Here is a 20,700-nt window from a genome sequence, read left to right as displayed (position 1 = left end):
GCATCGGTCCAGGGTGACCCGGTGTTCATGCGACGGGTCAACGGCTGGCTGGCGGTCTTCTGGATCGTGATGATCCCGATCTCGATGTGGAGAGGGTGGCTCAACTCGGTCGTGTATGTCTCGGCCCTGTCGCTGTGGGCTCTGGTCTCGGGGCATTGGTCGGCGTGGCAGGCGGCCCGGGTCGAGGTGCAGCAGCAAGCCGACGCCGAGGCCGCCAAGGAGCGGGACCTCGCCCAGGAGGTCGTCGAGACGATCGTGGAGAAGACCGAGATCGCTCCCGAGCCCGCGACCTGACCCAGCTCGAGTCCTGGACGGACCATGTCCATGGCCACGGGGCGCGGTGCACAGGCAGTGCCGAACAGCAATCGTGAGGCGGTAACGGACAGTGACATCAACCGAAGACAGCACGCCCGAGGTAGGCACCCACGAGGATGAGCCACACGGCTCTGGCCGTGCCTCGAAGCTGAACTGGCTACGCGCGGGGGTCCTGGGCGCCAACGACGGCATCGTGTCGGTCGCGGGAATCGTGGTCGGGGTGGCCGGCGCCACCTCGGCGCGTGGCCCCATCTTCACGGCAGGCATCGCCGGACTGGTGGCCGGAGCGGTGTCCATGGCCCTGGGAGAGTACGTGTCGGTCAGCAGCCAACGCGACAGCGACCACGCGGTCCTGGCCCAGGAGAAACGTGAGCTCAGCAATGACCCGGACGCCGAGCTGGAGGAGCTCGCCGCGATCTACCAGGCGAAGGGCATCAGCGAAGCCACGGCGCGCACGGTCGCCGAGGAGCTGACCGCGCACGACGCGCTCGCGGCCCACCTCGACGCCGAGCTCAACCTCGACCCTGATGACATCGCCAGCCCCTGGCAGGCCGCCGGAGCCTCGGCCCTGTCGTTCACCCTCGGCGCGGTCCTTCCTCTGCTGGCGATCCTGCTGCCACCGCAAACGATCCGCGTGCCCGTCACCATCGTCGCGGTCCTCGTTGCCCTCGCAGTCGCCGGCGCCTCGAGCGCCCGTATCGGCGGAAGCTCCGTGCGCAAGGCGGTTCTGCGGATCGTCGTAGGAGGAGCTGCAGGCCTGGCCTTCACCTACACCGTGGGTCACCTCTTCGGCACAGCCATCGGCTAGCTCGGTATGCGCGGGCCCGCTGGCCCCCGCGGCCACCATCCTCTCCTTGGGCCTCGGGAGATATGACCCGCATGAGCCATGGCGCCCTCTCGGGGCCGGACCGCATACTGCTGCCTGGGGAAGCAAGGGTGCCCACGTCTGGGGAAATGCACGAAGGCGTGGGCGCTTTGGCTTGCCACCGGGCGACCCATGCGCCGGGTAGTCAGCCGGGGGTGCCGTTGAGCCATCGCCGCAGGCGCCAGCCACCGCCAGACTTGTACGGTGACACCTCATGCGTGAGAAGACGGAGACCACGTGCCCGGCATGTGGCAACGCCGTGGAGACCACCACCATGACCGACCGGGTGGACGACCACCGCCTCACAGTCCACGTTCACCTAAGCCCGAAGCCGTCGATCGATGCCGCTATGCCACAGACGGCTACGACGCCGGCCGCGAGCGCGGCCCGTTAGCGGCCGAGAAGCCCATCTCCGGCAGGGTTCCGAGCATGGGTGCCGTTGTCGCGCGTGACATGATGCCAGGGCGGCACTGAACTGCCGTGTTAGAGACAGCGCCCCCGCCAAGACGTGGCCGGGGCGTTGTCGTCCGAACGGACGAGGTTGGGCTGCCCTGGCACGGGTAGCCACCGGAGGACCGCCTATGGGCTCCAGCAGCGAGGGTCGCGGGCGGACCGAGCGACGAGCGCCCCCGCCGAGTCAGTGGGCGGGGCGCCCGCCTCTTGACGTCAAGAGATCCGGGTGCCGACCTCTTCGAGCGCAGTGGCCAGCTCGCGCACCCGCCGCGGTCATGCCGTCGCATCGGTCCTCGTCGCCGGTCATCGGGTTTCCGTGGCCTTCGTCAGCCCCCCGTGGCTGGTCAGGGTCGGGATGACGAGCCATCGGAGGGTGCTACCGCAGCAGCCGGCCGCTGCGCAAGCCGACATTCGAAACCCGAATACCGGCTTCCGTATGCCGCCCACCTCGCGGCAGGCTTCCCCCGTCGGCGTCCACGATGCGCCGCTCCGGACGGTCTGGGTCGTCGACCACTCCCCCCGCGTCGGCGACCCAGACTTCCGGAACGGATTCCTGGCAGGATCGAGAGTGCCCGGCATCTGTCGGGCGAGAGCGCCCGGCGCGCCTGTCGGGCCAGCGAGTCGGCTCGAGGAGACGCCATGCCCAGCGCGGAACGCACCATCACGATCAACCGCCCGGTCGACGAGGTCTTCCGGTTCTTCAGCACCCCGGCTAACGACCCGTCCTGGCGCACCCACGTCAAGGAGATCAGCGGCACGGCAGGGCCAGGCGCCCGCATCCACCAGGTGGTCTCTGGCCCCGGTGGCCGCGGCATACCGGCTGACATCGAGGTGACCACCTTCGAGCCGCCCACGCGCTACGCCTTCGCGGTCGTGGCCGGCCCCGCGCGCCCGACCGGCGAGTTCGTCCTCACGCCCGCTGGCGAGGCGACGACCGAGGTGCGGTTCTCCCTGCGAGCCGAGCTCACAGGCATCAAGAAGCTCTTCATGGGCGGCCAGGTCCAGAAGTCGATGGACGGCGAGATGGCCTCCCTCGACACCGCCAAGCGACTCATCGAACAGGGCTGAAACCCAAGGTCAGGACCCCGGACGTGGTAGAACACTCAGCGGTCGCTCAGTCGCGCCGCGATGTAATGAACGCCACGATGTGAGGTAGATAGTGCACAACGCCAGCGGCTAAGCAGGCACTACCCGAGATGGAGGTTGGATGACCGGCATGAAGTCACTCTGGGCCATGGTGCAGGGAGACCCCGTTTTCATGCGGCGCGTCAACGGCTGGCTCGCCATCTTCTGGATCGTCATGATCCCGATCTCGCTCATGATGGGCTGGCTGAACTCCGTCGTCTATGTCTCGGCGCTGTCGCTGTGGGCCCTGGTCTCCGGACACTGGTCCGCATGGCAGGCCGCCCGCGTCGAGGTGAAGCAGCAGGAGGACGCCAAGGCCGCCGAGGCGCAGAACGTGCCCGAGGAGATCGTCGAGAAGATCGTCGAGAAGACCGAGATCCAGCCCGAGCACTCCGCCTGAGCTCAGCGAGCGCTCAGCCGCCTGTCCCGGCCGCCGGTCGAGCGCGCCTCGGCTCAGCCGGCCTCGCGAGCGCGCCGCGCCGCTTTGGCCGCCGCGACCTTGCGATCGCGCTCCTGCTGGAGGCGGGACAGCGGGTCGTTGCCCTCACCCAGCTGGGCAGGCCCGTACATCTGCATGGTCATCCGCCGGATGCGCCACATGATCCGGTATCCCACCGAGAGTCCTTCGTTGTCTGCCTTGCCCATGGTGCGCTCCGTTAGTTAGTGTACTTACTATTCGCAGTCTAACCGTATGCCGCGCGTCTCCCCAACCAGAAGGCCGCCCATGACCTCGACAACACCATGACCTCGACAACGGACTCCGCCCCGACCGCCGCCCACGCCGACCTGCTCAAGCTCGACCGGCAGGTGTGCTTCGCCCTGGCCGTCGCCTCCCGCACGGTGATCGGCCTCTACCGCCCGCTGCTCGAGCCGATGGGGCTGACCCACCCGCAGTACCTCGTCATGCTCGCCCTCTGGGAGCAGTCGCCCCTGCGGGTCGCCGACCTCGCCGAACGGCTCAGCCTCGAGCCGGCCACCCTCTCCCCGCTGCTCAAGCGACTGGAGGTGGCCGGCATGGTCGTGCGCGGACGCGACCCCAAGGACGAGCGGGCACTCGCGGTGTCGCTCACCGAGCGCGGCGCCGACGCTCGCCGTCAGGCGGAGCGCGTGCCCGCCGCAATCATGGAGCGGCTCGGTATGGGGATCGGTGAGCTCTCCGATCTCCGCGACACCCTCACGCGCCTGATCGAGGCGGCGGCCCCTCGCTAGCGGGCGGGACCGACTGGTTGCCGCCGACCACGTGGGTCGGAAGACTCCACCCATGACCGATGACCAGTGGTTCCGCGAAGCCGTCGTCTACCAGATCTACCCGCGCAGCTTCAGCGACAGCAACGGCGACGGCATCGGCGACCTCCGGGGGATCATCAGCCGCCTCGACTACCTCGCCCAGCTCGGTGTCGACGTCCTGTGGCTCTCGCCCATCTACACCAGCCCGCAGGACGACAACGGCTACGACATCAGCGACTACCAGGACATCGACCCGACCTTCGGCACCCTCGCCGACGTGGACGAGCTGGTCGAGCAGGCACACGCACGCGGCATACGGATCGTCATGGACCTCGTCGTGAACCACACCTCCGACGAGCACCCGTGGTTCGTCGAGTCCCGCTCCAGCACCGACAACCCGAAGCGCGACTGGTACTGGTGGCGTCCCGCGCGCAAGGGCATGGAGGCCGGCACGCACGGCGCCGAGCCGACCAACTGGGAGTCCTTCTTCAGCGGGTCAGCCTGGCAGCTCGACGAGACGACCGGCGAGTACTACCTGCACCTGTTCAGCCGCAAGCAGCCCGACCTCAACTGGGAGAACCCCGAGGTACGCGAGGCCGTCTACACGATGATGCGCTGGTGGCTCGACCGCGGCATCGACGGGTTCCGCATGGACGTCATCAACATGATCTCCAAGGACACCGCGCTCCCGGACGGGCACCTCACCCACGGCGGCCTCTATGGCGATGGCGGTCCTCATTTCCTCTGCGGCCCGCGCATCCACGAGTTCATGCAGGAGATGCACCGCGAGGTCTTCGACGGCCGCCCCGAGAAGCTCCTCACCGTCGGCGAGATGCCCGCGGTCACCGTCGACGAGGCGGTTCTGTTCACCGACCCCGAGCGCCACGAGCTCGACATGGTCTTCCAGTTCGAGCATGTCGGTCTCGACCACGGCGCCCACAAATGGGACCGCGTCCCGCTCGACCTGCGCGACCTCAAGGCGAGCATGGCCCGGTGGCAGGCCGGCCTGGCCGAGCGCGGCTGGAACTCGCTCTACTGGAACAACCACGACCAGCCCCGCGCGGTCTCACGGTTCGCCACCGACGAGCCCCAGTACCGCGTCCCCGCCGCCAAGCTCCTCGGCACCGTGTTGCACCTGCACCGTGGCACGCCCTACGTCTACCAGGGCGAGGAGATCGGCATGACCAACGTGCCGTTCCCCGACGAGAACGCCTTCCTGGACATCGAGTCGGTCAACTACTACGAGGCGGCCATGGCCGCCGGTCTCGACTCGGACACCGTCCTGGGCGCGCTGCGGGTGGGCAGCCGAGACAACGCCCGCTCACCGATGCAGTGGGACGACAGCCCGCATGCCGGGTTCACCCAGGGCACCCCGTGGGCACCGGTCAACCCGAACTACCCGGAGATCAACGCGGCGGCGGCAGTGGCCGACGACGACTCGGTGTTCCACCACTACCGCCGGGTCATCGAGCTGCGTCACTCCGAGCCCGCGGTGGCCCACGGTGACTTCACCATGCTGGCCCCCGACCACCCTGCCCTCTACGCCTACACCCGCTCGTATGCCGGCACCGACCTCCTCGTGGTGGCCAACTTCTCCGCCGAGGAGCTTGCCCTGGACGACGTGCTCGACGACCTCGCCGCGTGGTCGGGGACCGAGCTGCTGCTGGGCAACCTCGAGCCGGCCGACTCGGTGACCGCTCCCCTGCGGGCCTGGGAGGCGCGGATCCTCAAGCGGACCTGATGCCGAACCGGGGCCGCGCGCCCTGTTCGTGACCACTCGACGCTTATTGCAGCGCGCGGCAGCATGTTCGAGCGTTGTTCGTGACCACTCGACGCTTATTGCAGTGAGGAGCCGGGCGTCGCCTCCCGCAGGGCATCCAGCACCTTGCTGTCGATCCCGTCCGGGCTGAGCCGCGTCTCGTAGTTCTCCTGCGACGCCCACGCGGCGAGCGCCTGCGAGACCGCACCCTCATGGCCGAGCGTCGCGAGGCGGGCGCCGACCTCCTCGGCCAAGTCACCCGCCAACGGCTGGACGTCTTCGGGTGCGCCGAACATGAGGTCGTTCAGCCGCAGCAGCCGCGCCAGCTCGCGCGGGGCGTCCGGGTGGTCGTCGACCCGCACGTCGGCGAGCACCCCGCACTCGTCGTAGCCGGCACCCGGCCGCACGGCATACAGCGCTGCGCCCTGCCGACCACGGGAGTCTCCGCCGGCGGCGTCCCCCGCGAGCAGAGCCGCGCACAGGCGGTCGGTGAGCCCGGCCCCGGCCGACCCGAGCCAGGCGCGCTCCATCTCCGCGACCACCTCGGGACCGGTGAGGATGTTGCCCTGGATGGCGTAGCCCCCGGTCGCATCCCGCCCGGACACCCCACCAGCCCAAGGCAGGCACCGTATGCCGGTGTACGTCGCCTCCGAGTCAGCCCCGACCACGCCGAGCTGGCGGTGGTCGCGATCGGCGTCCGGCTCGATGCAGGCCAGCACGGCCTCGGCGGCAGACGCCCCTCGCCGCAGGGCCGCGAGTGCCTCCTCACGATAGGCGACCCGCGCCATCGCCTGGGTCGCGACGGCCCCGACCCCGAGCTCGGCGGCAGGGACCACGGCACCGACGAACGGGAACTTGCTGGCCACCGCCACGCCGAACGCGTCGCCGACCTGACCCACGATGGAGAACGTCACGCGCCGACGCTAGCCGAGACCATCGGCATACGGTGGGTGGATGGCCATCATCGAAGCCGCCCTCGGCGACATCACCACCGAGCAGGTCGACGCCGTCGTCAACGCCGCGAACTCCTCGCTGATGGGCGGCGGAGGGGTCGACGGCGCCATCCACGCAGCGGCCGGCCCCGCCCTGCTGGAGGAGTGCCGGCGCCTGCGGGAGACGACGCATCGCAGCGGCTTGGCCGTCGGCGACGCCGTGGCGACAGGTGCGGGGAGACTGCCGGCCCAGTGGGTCATCCACACGGTCGGCCCCAACCGGCACGCGGGTCAGACCGACCCGGCGCTGCTGGCCTCGTGCTTCTCCCGCAGCCTGGCCGTCGCGAGTGGGGTCGGCGCCCGCAGCATCGCGTTCCCGGCGGTGAGCGCGGGGATCTACGGGTGGGACGCGGCCGAGGTCGCTCGGATCGCGGTCGCCGCGGTGCGCTCAGGTCTCGAGGCAGGCGATGGGCCGGAGCTGGTGCGGTTCGTGCTGTTCAGCCACCAGGTGCTGGCCGCCTTCCAGACCCAGCTGGACGCCTAGCCCCCTAGGCGCCTTGGCTCAGCGCCTCGTGCGCGCCGTCACCCTCGCGACCGGAGCTGATGAGCTGGCCGATGGTCTCCACGGTGTGGGCGCCCTGCAGCGCTACCCGGCGGTTCGCCATGTAGAACGGCACACCCGTGATGCCGACCTCGGTGGCGGCGCGCTCGTCGGCCCGCACGTGGTCGCTGTACTCCGTGCCGGCCAGCACCGACGACAGCCGGCGGCCGTCCAGCCCTGCCTCGGCCCCGAGGCGCTGCAGCGTCTCGATGTCGTCGATCGCCTTGCCCTCGGTGAAGTAGGCGCTGTAGAGCCGCTCCAGCACGGCCGCCTGCAGGGCGTGGCCACCCTGCGCCAGCCCGAGCGCCACGATTCGGTGGGCGTCGAAGGAGTTGGCGCGCAGCTGACGGTCGACCTCGATGTCGATGCCGTCGGGCCGGGCCATCGTGGCCGGCCGCTCGGCGAGCTCGCGGGCGCCGTCGAGGTCGGTGCCGTAGCGCTCCGCCAGCCAGGACAGCACGGTCGACCCGTCACCCCGCGGCGTGCCGGGGTCGAGCTCGAACGCGTGGTAGGTCACGCTCACATCGGCAGGGTGCGCGCTCTCGGCGATGGCGTACTCGAGGCGCCGCTTGCCGATGTAGCACCACGGACAGACCACGTCAGCCCACACATCGATCTCGACAACGCTCATGCACCCATACAAACACGATCGTGGGCCGGTAGCACGGGGGGGTTGCGGCTCGCGGGATACCGCCGGGAGGTCACCCCGAGCACCCCGAGACTCGCCGGACGCGCCGAAGGCCCCCACCCGGCGAACGGGGGGAGGCCTTCGGTGCGTGGCTCCTGACGGGCCCTGGGATCAGGGGCGGCCGTAGGTGACGCTGGAGGACCAGATCGGTCGGAGACCGACCGAGGATCCCGAGTGGGGGCTGTCCCACATCATGCCGTTGCCGGCGTAGATGCCGACGTGGTACGCGGGCGACCCGAAGAACACCAGGTCACCGGGCTGCGGGTTGGACACCGGGGTCGAGGCCGCCTGCTGCTCCGACGCCGTGCGCGGCAGGAAGATGCCGACCTGCCGGAACACGTATGCCGTGTAGCCGGAGCAGTCGAAGCCCGCCGGGGTGGTGCCGCCGTACTGGTACGGGACGCCCTGGTACTGGGCGGCGATGCCGAGGATGCCACCGGCGGCTGGCGCGGACACGGCTGGAACGGCGACCCGGGTCGTGGACCGGCTGGCCTGCGGCGCGACGCGGGGCGCCTGCTGCACCGCCGCGGCCGGGACGACGACCGCCACGGGCGCGGGCGCCGGCTTCGGGGTGGCCTTGAAGCCGATGAGGCCGAAGGAGTCGGCAGCCGCAGGGGCCGCGACCTGGGGAGCGCGCACGGCGGCGGGGGCCGCGATGGTGGGGGCCTTCTGCGTCGACTGGGCAGCAGTGGCCGCGGACGCCGGAAGGGCGAACGAGGCGACGAGCCCGCCGGAGGCGGCGATGACGGCCGAGGTCTTGACGGCAGGCTGGGCGGATTTCGCCACGATGCCGCTGATCTCGGCGACGGGGTTGTAACGACCGGGCGCGCGGTGACGGCCCTGAGCGTGAGAAGCCACGATGAATGAACCTCCAGCGCCTACGAGGTGAGCTGTCGGGTTCGGGTGGAGGTAGATCACCCGGCCTTCACGTCGGCCACCCGTCCTAGCGGGTGCGATGCGTGGAGACTTAACCCCAAGGACCCTCCGGAGAGGGCCCAAAAGTGGGTCCCCCGCTCCTGTCAAGCGGTCTTGCTGAGGACTCGGGCGTGGTGACAGGACTAGGCGATCCACATCGAGCCAACCCCTCCCAGGAGAGGAGAGGTCTCCGCGAGGGTACACAAGAGTGCGGCCCAATGTCACGTTGAGGTCACGGCGCGTCCAAGAATCAGCCAAGCACCGTTTGAGAAACGTCTACGAGAGCGCCAAACACGTGTTGGGCCACGTCGTCGGGCAGCGAGACCCCGGTGGACTCGGGGGCGTTCTCGCGGACCACGACGACCCGCCCGTCGGCACGATGCACGCGGACGCGCTCGCCGGGCAGCAGCCGGGCCAGGGTCAGCAGGCTCAGGGCCTCGTGGTCCACCTGCACGGGCTCGCCGATGCGCCGGACCAGAACCGTCTCGGGGCGCTCGGTCGCCAGCTCGGTCAGGGTGCGCAGCCCCGAGCGGAAGTCCTCGCTCGGCTCGTCGTCCCCGAGCTCGTCCAGCCCCGGGATGGGGTTGCCGTACGGCGAGTCGTGGTGGTCCTTGAGCATGGCCAGGATCTTGCGCTCGACCCGCTCGGACATCACGTGCTCCCAGCGACAGGCCTCGTCGTGGACGTACTCCCACTCCAGCCCGATGACGTCCACGAGCAGGCGCTCGGCCAGCCGGTGCTTGCGCATCACCCGGGTGGCCAGCAGACGGCCCGTTTCGGAGAGCTCGAGGTGACGGTCACCAGCGAGGCTCAACAGACCGTCGCGCTCCATACGAGCCACCGTCTGGGAGACGGTGGGACCGGAGTGCCCGAGACGCTCGGCGATGCGGGCGCGCAGCGGAGGGATGCCCTCCTCCTCCAGCTCGAAGATCGTCTTGAGGTACATCTCCGTGGTGTCGATCAGGTCCGTCACACGCCCAAGCCTCTCACCTCGGCCGGACTGCCGTGACCGTCGTCAGACGCGGGCACTACCTTCGGCGCATGAGCTTCGTCGTGCCGGCCCGGTTCTGCGGGCCACCCGAGTCAGGCAACGGCGGCTGGGTCAGCGGGCACGCGGCGGCGTTGCTCGCACCGGGCCCCGACGAGGCGGTGACGGTTCGGCTGCGCACTCCCCCGCCGCTCGACCGCGAGCTCCAGGTGGAGCAGGACGGCGGCCTACTGCGCGTGCGCGACGGCGAGCACCTCGTGCTCGAGGCGAGCCGCGAGGCCGCTCCCGGTGTCGACGGCATACCGGCTGTGGTGTCGTTCGCTGACGCGGAAGCGGCCGGCGAGCGGTACGAAGGGCGGTCCGGGCACCCATTTCCCACCTGTTACTCCTGCGGCCCTGCACGTGCGGAGGGCGACGGGCTGCGACTGCGACCCGGTCGCGTCGAGGCAGGGGCGGGCGAGTACGCCTGCGCCTGGACCCCCGACGACGACGTGTCGCTCGAAACGGTCTGGGCCGCGCTGGACTGCCCCGGCGGCTGGGCCAGCGGGATCGCCGGCCGGCCCATGGTCCTGGGCACCATGACCGCGCGCGTCGCGGCGATGCCCGCTCCCCGTCGCCCCCACGTCGTGATGGCGTGGCAGCGTGGCTCCAGCGGGCGCAAGCACCTCAGCGGCACCGCGTTGTATGCCGCCGACGGCCACCTCCTCGCGCACGCCGAGGCGACATGGGTCGCCGTGGACCCCGACACCATTCGACCCCTGGGAGGTCAGGCATGAGCAGGCTCGCCGTCGTGACAGGAGCCAGCAGCGGCATCGGCGCCGAGACCGCGCGCCAGCTGGCGTCGGCCGGGTACGAGGTGGTGTGTGCGGCGCGACGCGCCGACCGCATCGAGGAGCTCGCCGCGCAGATCGGGGGCCGCGCCGTCGCGTGCGACGTCTCCAAGGCCGAGGACATCGCCAGGCTGGCCGACGAGGTGGGCGACCGCCTCGACGTCCTGGTCAACAACGCGGGTGGGGCGCTCGGCCTCGCTCCCGTCGCGGAGACCGACGTCGCCGACTGGAGGTCGATGTACGAGTCCAACGTCATCGGCACGCTCCAGGCGACCCAGGCGCTGCTGCCAGCTCTGATCGCGTCCGGTGCCGGGACCATCGTCAACGTCGGTTCGATAGCAGGGCGCGGGGCATACGAAGGCGGGTCGGGCTACATCGCGGCCAAGCACGCGGTGGCGGCGCTGACCGAGACCCTGCGCCTCGAGCTCGTCGACCAGCCGGTGCGGATCGAGGAGATCGCGCCGGGGATGGTGCGCACCGAGGAGTTCTCGCTGACGCGGTTCGGGGGCGACCAGACACGGGCCGATGCCGTCTATGCCGGGGTCGCCGAACCCCTCGTGGCCCAGGACATCGCCGAGGCGATCGTGTGGATGGTCCAGCGCCCGGCCCACGTCAACATCGACCTCATGGTCATCAAGCCGCGGGCCCAGGCTGCTGCGCACCGGGTGCACCGCGAGAGCTGACCGGCAAAGCCGTTGCGCCACCCGACCTTCGCCGTTTAGCGTCGAGCTACACGGAAGGGAGGTGGTCCAACTAGTGATTTCCAATTGGACGCGTGAGGTGACTGCGCTCTAGCGCACCTCGACTGCTCGAGGTGCGGTAGCGCAATCCCCAGCAGTTCACCGCAGCCCGTGGGCCGCACAGGTCGTCCCCTGTGCATGCCGGCCGCTCGATACGGCAGGCAGGCCCACGGGCTGTTCGCTGTGTGGAACGGGTGTGGCCTCAGGGGCGGAGGGCGACTGCCTCGGCCGCGAGCGCCTCGATGCGCGCCCATTCTCCTCGCGCCACGGCATCCTTGGGCGTCAGCCAGGAGCCGCCCACACACCCCACGTTCGGCAGCGCCAGCCACGACGCGGCCGTCTCGGGCGTGATCCCACCTGTCGGGCAGAACCGCAGCTGCGGACAAGGCCCGCTGACCGCCGACAGGTAGGGACGCCCCCCGCTCGCCTCGGCGGGAAAGAACTTCATCGCCTCGAGCCCGGCCTCGGCCAGCGTCAGCATCTCGGTGAGCGTCCCGGCCCCCGCCAGCAGCGGCAGCCCGCTGTCGAGTGCAGCGCCCAGCAGCCGCAGTGGCGACCCCGGCGTGACGATGAACTGGGCACCCGCCGCGACCACCTGGCTCACCTGCTCGGGCGTGACGACCGTGCCGGCTCCGACGACCATGCCCTCCACCTCGGAGGCGACCGCCTCGATGGCGCCGAGGCCGGCCGCGGAGCGCAGCGTGAGCTCGATGACCGGTATGCCGCCGCGCAGCAGCGCCCGGGCCAGCGGCACCGCCTGCTCGACGGAGTCGACGACGACCACCGGGATCACGGGGGCGAGGTCGAGGATGTCGGCCTCGCTTCGCAGTACGGGTTTCGTGGTGGGTGCCTGGGTCATCGGACGTCTTCCTCCTGCGGCATGGTCTTGAGATAGGTGTCATCGAGGTCGGCCCCGCCGTGCACACCCTCGCGGTACGCCCGGCCGAGGGTGGTGAACACGTGCGCACCCTCGTCAGCCCGACCCACTGCGGCACGCATGCTGGCGAACAGCTCACGTCCCGTCCCGACACCGTCGTCGGTGACCCGGCGCGAGGGCAGTCGAGCGGCCAGCTCGGCGTCGTCCACGAGAACATCGAGTCGCCCGGTGGTCGAGTCCACCCGGATCACGTCGCCGTCCTGGATCTTCGAGATGGGACCCGCGTGCACCGACTCGGGCGTCACGTGGATCGCCGCCGGGATCGCGCCCGACGCGCCACTCATCCGGCCGTCGGTGACCAGCGCCACGGCATACCCGCGCTTCTGGAGCACCCCGAGCGACGGGGTGAGGGCGTGCAGCTCGGGCATGCCGTTCGCACTGGGCCCCTGCTCGCGGATGACCACGACGACGTCGCGGTCGAGCTCGCGACGGGAGAACGCCTGCAGGAACCCGACCTGGTCGGTGAAGACGCGCGCGGGCGCCTCGACCACGCGGTCCTTCTCGGCCACCGCGGACACCTTGATGACCGCGTGGCCCAGCGTGCCGCGCAGCACCCGCAGGCCGCCGTCGGGAGCGAACGGGTCGGTGGCGGGACGCAGCACGTCGGGATCGCCCGACGAGGGGGCCGCGTCGACGAACCGAAGCTTGCCGTCGACCAGCTCCGGCCGCCGGGTGTAGTGGTGCAGGCCCTGGCCGGCGAGCGTCAGCACGTCACCGTGAAGCAGACCGCTGTCGAGCAGCGTGCGCACGAGGAACGGCGTGCCACCTGCCGCATGGAAGTGGTTCACGTCGGCAGGGCCGTTGGGGTAGATCCGCGCCACAGAAGGAACCGCAGCCGACAGGTCGTCGAAGTCCTCCCACGTCAGGTCGATCCCGGCAGCGGCCGCCATCGCGATCAGGTGCATGGTGTGGTTCGTCGAGCCGCCCGTCGCCAGCAGCGCCACGACGCCGTTGACGACTGACCTCTCGCTGACGACCTGGCCGATGCCGTACGGCGCGTCGGACGCGGCGATCTCGGCAACGCGGCGGGTGGTCGCTGCAGTGAGTGCGTCGCGCAGCGGGTCATCCGGGTGCACGAAGGCGGCGCCGGGCAGGTGCAACCCCATGACGTCCATGAGCATCTGGTTCGAGTTGGCCGTGCCATAGAAGGTGCAGGTGCCGGGCGAGTGGTACGACGCGACCTCGCTCGCGAGCAGCTCGTCGCGCCCCACCTCGCCGGCGGCGTAGGCCTTGCGGGTCTCTGCCTTCTCGGCGTTCGAGCGACCGCTGGACATGGGGCCGGCCGGCACCAGGGCCACAGGCAGGTGCCCGAACGACAGTGCGCCGGCCACCAGCCCAGGCACGATCTTGTCGCAGACCCCGAGCAGCAGCGCCCCGTCGAACACGTCGTGGGACAGGGCGATCGCGGTCGACATCGCGATGACGTCCCGGCTGAACAGGCTGAGCTCCATGCCGCTGCGGCCCTGCGTGATGCCGTCACACATGGCCGGCACCCCACCCGCCACGCGGGCGACCGCACCGACCTCGCGCGCCGTCTGCTTCATCGCTGACGGGTAGTGCTCGAACGGCGCGTGCGCCGACAGCATGTCGTTGTAGGACGTGATGATCCCGAGGCTCACGCCGGTGTCGGCGGCCATCATGGTCCGGTCGGAGCCGCCGCAGGCGGCGACCGCGTGCGCCAGGTTGGAACAACCGAGGTCGGTGCGCGCGGGGCGAAGGCTCAGCTCGGAGGCGGCGCGGGACAACCGCTCGAGGTATGCCGTGCGGGTGGCGCGGCTGCGCTCGGTCACGCGGGCGGTGACATCGGCGACGACGGGGTGGACGACGGGGGCCATGGGGCTCCTGAGGGCGGCGGTCGGGACGGGGACCGCGCGAACGGCGACGGTGACGCGCGCGTTGTGATTCCGTTCACAAGTGTGGCGACGTCTCAGGGATCGGCAAGCACCGTCCCGGCATACGGACCGGTAGCCAGCCCCTCAGGGTTGCCGTCAGGGTTGCAGACGAGACAGCGCCCAGGCGTCCCCGTCGTCCAGCGAGCCGTCCGACACCCGGCGGAACACCAGGCGGTCGTGCAGCCGGTTGAGGCGGCCACCCCAGAACTCCACCTCGTCGCACTCCACCCGGTACCCACCCCAGAAGTCCGGGACCGGCACGTCGTCGGGTGAACCACGGTCCGGCCACTGCGCGACATACCGGGCATAGGCCGCCTCCAGCTCCTGGCGACCTGACACGGGCTGCGACTGCCGCGACGCCCACGCTGAGATCCGCGAGCCCCACGGCCGTGACCCGAAGTAGGTCGTGACCTCCTCACGCCCCAGCGGCAGCGCCGTCCCCCTGAAGCGGATCGCCCGGTACATCGACGGCCACGTGAGCGACACGGCGATCCCGCTGTTGGCAGCGATCTCCTGGCCCTTGGCCGACTCTGTGTTCGTGACGAAACCGGGACCCCGCTCGTCGAAGAAGCGCATCAGCACCGTGCGGACGTTCGGTCGCCCGTGCTCGTCGACGGTGGCCACCGAGAGGGCGAGCGGCTCCGGCACGTCGGCCAGGGTCTGCGCTCGCTGGACCGCCTCGGAGACCCAGCGCTGCGCCTGCTGGAAGGGCGTCGGGGCCACCTCGGCCTCAGACAGCCCGTCACCGATGTAGTCCGAGCGCAGCAGGTCAGCCATGCCCCCGAGACTACGGTCGCCTAGGGGCCCGCTCGCGCTCGGTGCGACTTACGGTGTCGGATGGCGGGCGTCGTACCGCACGAACCCGGGCTGCAGCCGGGCGAGCAGCACGATGGCGGCGATGCAGGCCAAGCCGCCGACGACCGCGGTCATGGCCTCGCCGATCCCGCTGGAGACGAGGCCGCCCGCCAGCTCTCCGAGCCGGGGTCCGCCTGCCACCACGACAATGAAGACCCCCTGCAGCCGGCCGCGCAGATGGTCCGGCGTGGCTGCCTGCAGGATCGTGGTCCGGAACACCGCGCTCACGGAGTCGGAGCCGCCCGCGACCGCCATCGCCGCCAGCCCGAACCACAGCGCCTCCCCCCGGCTGAGCACCCCACCGGCGGCGAGCATGGCGACGCCGAACCCGCTGATGGCCGCTCCCCAGCCGACGATGGCCACCAGGATCGCGAGACCCTGCCGTCGGACGTGGCCCAGCCGTCCGGAGAAGAACATCGCGCCGATCCCCCCGATCGCGGCCGCCGCGCTCAGCGCCCCGACCGTCCTGGCACCGCCGCCGAAGATGACCGCGCCGGCGGCGGGGAACAGCACCCGCGGCTGCGCCAGCAGCATCGCGCAGATGTCGGCGACGAACGTCATGCGCACGTTGGGCCGGGTCGTGAGGAACGCGAGCCCGTCGAGCACCGAGCGCAGTCCCGGGCGGGAGGGAGCCGAGCCGTCCGTGGCCGGCTCCGGGGGCAGCGGCTCGAGCCGGGCGAGCCCCCACAGCGCAGCCGTCGTGATGACCGCGTCGGTCGTGTAGGCCGCGCGGAAGCCGCCCCAGTCCACGAGAAAGCCCGCCATCAGCGGCCCGACCGTCATCGCTGAGTTCATCGCGAACACCGACAGCGCGTTCGCCGCCGGCAGCTGCTCGCGGGCCAGGATCCGCGGGTAGATCGAGGTCCGGGCGGGTGAGGACACGGCATACGCGCCGTTCCAGAGCGCCACCAAGGCATAGAGAACCCAGACGTGCCCGTTGCCGAGCCACGCCTGGGTGGCGCACAGCACGCTGGAGAGGAAGGCGACGCTCTGGGCCACGAGACCGACGGTGCGGCGGTCGAAGTGGTCGATCAGCGTGCCGCCGTAGAGCCCCATCACCACGAGCGGGACCAGGGCGCAGAGCCCGACCAGACCCACGGCGGCAGTCGATCTCGTCAGGTCGTAGACCTGGAGCCCGATGGCCACCACGGCCAGCTGTGAGCCGATGTTGGAGAACGTGAAACCCGCATACAACCGCCGGTATGCCGCGTTGACCCGCAACGGGGTGAGGTCGAGGAGCAGCGGCACAGAGCGACCCTATGGCTGCCCGTCAACCACCGACGTGAATGCCCAGCTCGACGGCGAGGGCCGGGGCGAGGTCGATGAGCTGGACTGCCGAGATGGTGGCGCCACGGAGCCCGGTGAGCCCACGCGGACCGATGAGCTCGGCCGCACTGAGGTCGACCTTGCTGAGGGTGGCCCTGCCGAGCTCGGGTGAGACGAGCCGCGTCCCCTCGAAGGAGACCTGGGTCAGCGTCGCCTCGGAGAGGTCAGGTTCCACCAGCTGACAGTCCACGAACTGGCAGTCGACGAGAGTGGCGCCGCGCAGGTTGAGGAACTCGATCTTGCATCCCTCGAACCGCACCCGCCTCAGCTCGGAGCCATAGAGCTGGACCGCCCCCAGCCGCGCGCCCTGCACCACGCAGTCCAGCCACGTCGACTCGGCGAGGTCGACGCCCGCGCCGTGCACGGCATACAGGCCGGTGTCGCCGAAGCGCGCTCGGGGCAGCTTCACCTCGCTCAGGTCGCACCGTTGGAAGGTGCACTCGAGGAAGCGGGCCTGAGGCGCGGACTGGCCCGAGAGGTCCCCGGTCAGCACCTCGCCGTCGTAGTCCGTCTCGGCACTCAGCACCCGGCAATAGTGACGCATCGGCCCGACAGTGCAGAATGAACTCGCCAGTAGGATCCGGGCCGACCGCCCATCCCTTCACGACCAGGCCGAGAGGACACCCATGTCCGACACCGACTTCAAGCCAGGCCTCGAGGGCGTCATCGCCTTCGAGTCAGAGATCGCCGAGCCTGACAAGGAGGGCGGCTCGCTGCGCTACCGCGGCGTCGACATCAAGGACCTGGTGGGACGGGTGTCGTTCGGTCAGGTGTGGGGGCTGCTGGTCGACAACGAGTTCGACCCGGGCCTGCCGCCGGCCGAGCCGTTCCCGCTGCCGGTGCACTCGGGCGACATCCGCGTGGACGTGCAGTCGGCCCTGGCTCAGCTCGCGCCGCTGTGGGGTTTCAAGCCGCTGCTCGACATCGACGCCGAGCAGGCGCGCGACGACCTGGCTCGCGCGTCGGTCATGGCACTGTCCTTCATCGCGCAGTCCGCCCACGGCCAGGACTCACCGATGGTGCCCCAACGCCGCGTCGACGAGGGTCGCACGATCGTCGAGCGGTTCATGATCCGCTGGCGTGGAGAGCCCGACCCCAAGCATGTCGAGGCCATCGATGCCTACTTCATCTCCGCCGCCGAGCACGGCATGAACGCCTCGACCTTCACGGCCCGCGTCATCGCCTCGACCGGAGCCGATGTGGCTGCGTGCCTGTCAGGCGCCATCGGCGCGCTGTCCGGACCACTGCACGGCGGGGCTCCCTCGCGCGCCCAGCACATGATCGAGGGCGTGGAGCGCACCGGCGATGCCCGCGCCTACGTCAAGGACGTCCTCGACCGAGGCGAGCGGCTGATGGGCTTCGGCCACCGCGTCTACCGTGCGTACGACCCTCGCGCTGCGGTTCTGCGCGACACCTGCGAGCGCCTCGGCGCCCCGCGGTTCCAGGTGGCCCTCGAGCTCGAGCAGGCGGCCCTGGCCGAGCTGCGGGAGCGGCAGCCCGACCGCGTGCTGGAGACCAACGTGGACTATTGGGCAGCCGTCCTGCTCGACTTCGCCGACGTGCCCGGCACGATGATGACGCCGCTGTTCGCCGCCGCCCGCAGCGCCGGTTGGTCGGCTCACATCCTCGAGCAGAAGAAGACCGGCCGGCTGATCCGCCCCAGCTCGCGTTATGTCGGCGAGGCCCCTCGCAGCCTCGAAGCCGTGGCCGGCTTCCGCGCCTGACCCCCTTCCCGGCTCTCGGCAGCAACTTCTGCTTGCAGAGGTTGCTGCCGTGAGCGCGGGTTGCTGCCTGTCGTCCGGGTAGTGGACCCCATGTCCCACGCCTCGGACGCAATGAGAGACTGTCTCGCGTGACCGAGACGACTGCCACGAAGACCATCCCCGCCGACCTCCTGCCCAAGGACGGCCGGTTCGGCTCCGGCCCCTCGAAGGTCCGTCCCGAGCAGGTCGACTACCTCGCCAGCCTCGGCACCACCCTGCTGGGCACCTCCCACCGCCAGGCGCCGGTGCGGAACCTCGTCGGCGCGGTCCGCGAGGGTCTGGCCGAGCTGTTCAGCCTGCCAGAGGGCTACGAGATCATCCTGGGCAACGGCGGTTCGACGGCGTTCTGGGACATCGCGGCCTTCGGGCTCGTGCGCGAGCGTGCTCAGCACCTGGCGTTCGGCGAGTTCTCGAGCAAGTTCGCGAGCGTCACCAACAACGCACCGTTCCTGGGCGAGTCCACGATCATCAAGGCCGAGCCGGGCACCTTGTCGCAGCCCAAGGCCGAGCCGGGCGTCGATGTCTACGCCTGGCCCCACAACGAGACCTCGACGGGCGTCATGGCCCCGGTGAAGCGCGTCGACGGCGCGGACGACGACGCGCTGCTGCTGGTCGACGCCACCTCTGGGGCGGGCGGGCTGCCGGTCGACCTCAACGAGGTCGACGTCTACTACTTCGGCCCCCAGAAGTGCTTCGCTGCCGACGGCGGCCTGTGGCTGGCCGCGTTCTCCCCCGCGGCCCTGGCCCGGGTCGACGAGATCGCTGCCACGGGCCGCTGGGTCCCCGACTTCTTCAGCCTCCCGACAGCCATCTCCAACAGCCGCCTCAACCAGACCTACAACACGCCGGCCCTCGGCACGCTCGCCCTGCTCCGCTCCCAGATCGACTGGATCAACGACCAGGGCGGTCTCAAATGGGCCGTCGAGCGCACGGCCGACTCCTCTGGGCGCCTCTACGACTGGGCCGAGCGCACGGCCTACACCACTGCGTATGTCGCCGACCCGGCTGCCCGGTCGCAGGTCGTCGCTACCATCGACTTCGCCGACGACGTCGACGCCGCCGCCATCGCCAAGACCCTGCGGGCCAACGGCGTGGTCGATGTGGAGCCCTATCGCAAGCTCGGCCGCAACCAGCTTCGCGTCGCCGTGTTCCCCGCTGTGGACCCCGAGGACGTCTCGGCCCTGATTGCGTGCATTGAGCACGTCGTGGGCTGATTTCTGGCACACGTGATATTGCGCGCGTAACCTCTCCTTCACCTGCTCGTTAAGCCCAGCGACTCCCCCGCCGGGTGGGACGATGATGTCGAGGAGCCAGACGATGACACGCGTGACGCGACTCCCGTGGCGAACCATTGCCGCCGGACTGCCAGCGGTGGCACTGATCGGCACCGGCGTGGCCTTGGCCACCACCGGCGCGGGCACCGCCGCGACGCATCGGGTCGCCGACTCGAGGCCCGTCGTCACCGTGCCCTCGACCCCCATCTCGCAGCCGGCCGAGCCGTCCCTCCCGCCGCTTCCTGACCTGCCCGCACCCGCCGAGCAGTCAGCCACCCCGCTCGGCCAGTCGGCGGCATCGCTGCCGACGGCCCTCACTGCCAACGGCATCCCGGCGTTGGCCCTCGCGGCCTACCAGCGCGCAGCCTCGCTCGTGGACGCCGCAGACGCCGGCTGCCACATCGACTGGGCTCTGATCGCAGCCATCGGCAAGGTCGAGTCCGACCACGGGAGGTATGCCGGTAACGGCATCGACCGCGACGGCAGCGTGCGCCCGGGCATCTACGGCATTCCGCTGAACGGTGCGAACAACACGACCGTCATCCACGACACCGACGCCGGCGTGCTCGACCACGACACCGTGTGGGACCGCGCGGTCGGCCCCATGCAGTTCATCCCGAGCACCTGGAGGGTCGTCGGCGTCGACGCCAACGGGGACGGCAAGAAGGACCCGCAGAACATCGACGACGCCGCCGCGGCGACGGCGGTCTACCTCTGCTCGGGGCCTGGCGACCTGAGCACCGACTCGGGTGCCCGCAACGCCGTCATGCGCTACAACCAGAGCCAGGCGTATGTCGACGAGGTGATGGCCATCGCTGCCGGTTACCGCGGCGGTTACACCGTGGTCCCCGACAGCGGCCTGAACGCCGCGCAGCGCAACGGCACGCCCTACCTGCCCAGCGGCGACCCCCAGGTCATGGCGCACTACAACCCGGTGCTGGCCGCTCAGCCCGCCCCCGCGAAGAGGCCTTCCGGCGGCACCAAGCCCTCGTCAGGCGGCTCGCCAGTCGTGGCGGCCGGCAGCGGATCGAGCGGCGGCGCGGGCGCGCTGACCGGCGGCGGGACGACCGGCGGCACGACATCCGGCAGTGGCGGCGGGTCGAGCTCGGGCACGGTCGCCGGCGTGCCGGTCCCCCAGCCGGTCGCGACGGTCGGCGGCGTGGTTGGCGGCGTGGTTGGCGGGCTGACCGGCCACACGCCGACACCCACCACGTC

The 20,700-nt window shown here is 70.6% G+C and carries 22 protein-coding genes and 1 riboswitch; of the genes, 12 read left to right on the top strand and 10 right to left on the bottom strand.

The features are described from left to right. The 4 genes from VGN50_RS02180 to VGN50_RS02165 form a co-directional block, all read left to right on the top strand. A partial coding sequence (locus VGN50_RS02180) for a hypothetical protein (RefSeq protein ID WP_327442998.1) occupies positions 1-294 on the top strand: 294 nt, incomplete at its 5' end. 91 nt (positions 295-385) lie between these two features. Further along, complete coding sequence (locus VGN50_RS02175; protein WP_327442997.1) at positions 386-1,123, top strand: VIT family protein; 738 nt, start codon at positions 386-388, stop codon at positions 1,121-1,123. Between the two features lie 1,149 nt (positions 1,124-2,272). Further along, on the top strand, positions 2,273-2,701 hold the full coding sequence (locus VGN50_RS02170; protein WP_327442996.1) for an SRPBCC family protein: 429 nt from the start codon (positions 2,273-2,275) through the stop codon (positions 2,699-2,701). Positions 2,702-2,849: 148 nt separating this feature from the next. Further along, entirely contained in the window at positions 2,850-3,158 is a 309-nt protein-coding gene (locus VGN50_RS02165; RefSeq protein WP_327442995.1) for a hypothetical protein, read from the top strand. 53 nt (positions 3,159-3,211) lie between these two features. Here the strand turns inward: VGN50_RS02165 and VGN50_RS02160 are convergent, their stop codons facing one another. Next, positions 3,212-3,403 carry a hypothetical protein gene (locus VGN50_RS02160; protein WP_327442994.1) on the bottom strand — a complete coding sequence of 64 codons (192 nt, stop codon included), beginning with the start codon at positions 3,401-3,403 and terminating at the stop codon, positions 3,212-3,214. A gap of 96 nt (positions 3,404-3,499) precedes the next feature. Between VGN50_RS02160 and VGN50_RS02155 the strand changes: the two genes are divergently transcribed. Continuing rightward, positions 3,500-3,967 carry a MarR family transcriptional regulator gene (locus VGN50_RS02155; protein WP_327442993.1) on the top strand — a complete coding sequence of 156 codons (468 nt, stop codon included), beginning with the start codon at positions 3,500-3,502 and terminating at the stop codon, positions 3,965-3,967. Between the two features lie 52 nt (positions 3,968-4,019). Continuing rightward, complete coding sequence (locus VGN50_RS02150) at positions 4,020-5,726, top strand: alpha-glucosidase (RefSeq protein ID WP_327442992.1); 1,707 nt, start codon at positions 4,020-4,022, stop codon at positions 5,724-5,726. Between the two features lie 95 nt (positions 5,727-5,821). Here VGN50_RS02150 and VGN50_RS02145 read toward each other — a convergent pair whose 3' ends face one another. After that, complete coding sequence (locus tag VGN50_RS02145; RefSeq protein WP_327442991.1) at positions 5,822-6,658, bottom strand: DUF1028 domain-containing protein; 837 nt, start codon at positions 6,656-6,658, stop codon at positions 5,822-5,824. A 40-nt stretch (positions 6,659-6,698) separates the two neighbouring features. On the opposite strand from VGN50_RS02145, the gene VGN50_RS02140 reads away from it, so the two are divergent. After that, on the top strand, positions 6,699-7,220 hold the full coding sequence (locus tag VGN50_RS02140) for an O-acetyl-ADP-ribose deacetylase (RefSeq protein WP_327442990.1): 522 nt from the start codon (positions 6,699-6,701) through the stop codon (positions 7,218-7,220). Positions 7,221-7,224: 4 nt separating this feature from the next. Here the strand turns inward: VGN50_RS02140 and VGN50_RS02135 are convergent, their stop codons facing one another. The 3 genes from VGN50_RS02135 to VGN50_RS02125 form a co-directional block, all read right to left on the bottom strand. Then, on the bottom strand, positions 7,225-7,908 hold the full coding sequence (locus tag VGN50_RS02135; RefSeq protein WP_327442989.1) for a DsbA family oxidoreductase: 684 nt from the start codon (positions 7,906-7,908) through the stop codon (positions 7,225-7,227). Between the two features lie 168 nt (positions 7,909-8,076). Further along, positions 8,077-8,823, bottom strand: a complete 747-nt coding sequence (locus VGN50_RS02130; protein ID WP_327442988.1) for a C40 family peptidase — start codon at positions 8,821-8,823, stop codon at positions 8,077-8,079. A gap of 2 nt (positions 8,824-8,825) precedes the next feature. Further along, positions 8,826-9,022, bottom strand: a riboswitch (cyclic di-AMP (ydaO/yuaA leader). Positions 9,023-9,130: 108 nt separating this feature from the next. Beyond that, the gene (locus VGN50_RS02125) at positions 9,131-9,853 is read right to left on the bottom strand and encodes a metal-dependent transcriptional regulator (RefSeq protein ID WP_327442987.1); all 723 of its coding nucleotides are present in this window, start codon (positions 9,851-9,853) and stop codon (positions 9,131-9,133) included. Between the two features lie 68 nt (positions 9,854-9,921). Between VGN50_RS02125 and VGN50_RS02120 the strand changes: the two genes are divergently transcribed. Together VGN50_RS02120 and VGN50_RS02115 are read left to right on the top strand one after the other, a co-directional pair. Beyond that, entirely contained in the window at positions 9,922-10,644 is a 723-nt protein-coding gene (locus tag VGN50_RS02120; RefSeq protein WP_327442986.1) for a hypothetical protein, read from the top strand. Next, positions 10,641-11,381 (top strand): SDR family NAD(P)-dependent oxidoreductase, encoded by a 741-nt coding sequence (locus tag VGN50_RS02115; protein ID WP_327442985.1) that lies wholly within the window; start codon positions 10,641-10,643, stop codon positions 11,379-11,381. The genes VGN50_RS02120 and VGN50_RS02115 overlap by 4 nt, the downstream gene beginning before the upstream one ends. A gap of 259 nt (positions 11,382-11,640) precedes the next feature. Here VGN50_RS02115 and eda read toward each other — a convergent pair whose 3' ends face one another. From eda to VGN50_RS02090, 5 genes are all read right to left on the bottom strand, one after another. Beyond that, complete coding sequence (gene eda, locus VGN50_RS02110; protein WP_327442984.1) at positions 11,641-12,297, bottom strand: bifunctional 4-hydroxy-2-oxoglutarate aldolase/2-dehydro-3-deoxy-phosphogluconate aldolase; 657 nt, start codon at positions 12,295-12,297, stop codon at positions 11,641-11,643. Further along, entirely contained in the window at positions 12,294-14,210 is a 1,917-nt protein-coding gene (gene edd, locus VGN50_RS02105; protein WP_327442983.1) for a phosphogluconate dehydratase, read from the bottom strand. Before edd ends, eda begins: the two co-directional genes overlap by 4 nt. Before the next feature lie 153 nt (positions 14,211-14,363). Further along, a complete protein-coding gene (gene pdxH / locus VGN50_RS02100; RefSeq protein WP_327442982.1) occupies positions 14,364-15,044 on the bottom strand; it encodes a pyridoxamine 5'-phosphate oxidase in 681 nt (226 codons plus the stop codon). A gap of 48 nt (positions 15,045-15,092) precedes the next feature. Next, the gene (locus VGN50_RS02095) at positions 15,093-16,370 is read right to left on the bottom strand and encodes an MFS transporter (protein WP_327442981.1); all 1,278 of its coding nucleotides are present in this window, start codon (positions 16,368-16,370) and stop codon (positions 15,093-15,095) included. A gap of 22 nt (positions 16,371-16,392) precedes the next feature. Then, a complete protein-coding gene (locus VGN50_RS02090; RefSeq protein WP_327442980.1) occupies positions 16,393-16,992 on the bottom strand; it encodes a pentapeptide repeat-containing protein in 600 nt (199 codons plus the stop codon). An 82-nt stretch (positions 16,993-17,074) separates the two neighbouring features. Between VGN50_RS02090 and VGN50_RS02085 the strand changes: the two genes are divergently transcribed. The 3 genes from VGN50_RS02085 to VGN50_RS02075 all read left to right on the top strand — a co-directional run. Next, on the top strand, positions 17,075-18,172 hold the full coding sequence (locus VGN50_RS02085) for a citrate synthase 2 (RefSeq protein ID WP_327442979.1): 1,098 nt from the start codon (positions 17,075-17,077) through the stop codon (positions 18,170-18,172). A gap of 128 nt (positions 18,173-18,300) precedes the next feature. Then, positions 18,301-19,425 carry a phosphoserine transaminase gene (gene serC, locus VGN50_RS02080; protein WP_327442978.1) on the top strand — a complete coding sequence of 375 codons (1,125 nt, stop codon included), beginning with the start codon at positions 18,301-18,303 and terminating at the stop codon, positions 19,423-19,425. 103 nt (positions 19,426-19,528) lie between these two features. Next, a partial coding sequence (locus tag VGN50_RS02075; RefSeq protein WP_327442977.1) for a lytic transglycosylase domain-containing protein occupies positions 19,529-20,700 on the top strand: 1,172 nt, incomplete at its 3' end.

This window comes from Pedococcus sp., assembly GCF_036000045.1.
Classification (GTDB): Bacteria; Actinomycetota; Actinomycetes; order Actinomycetales; family Dermatophilaceae; genus Pedococcus.
The sequence above is the reverse complement of the archived record's forward strand: the minus strand, read 5'-3'. Positions and strand labels throughout refer to the sequence as shown.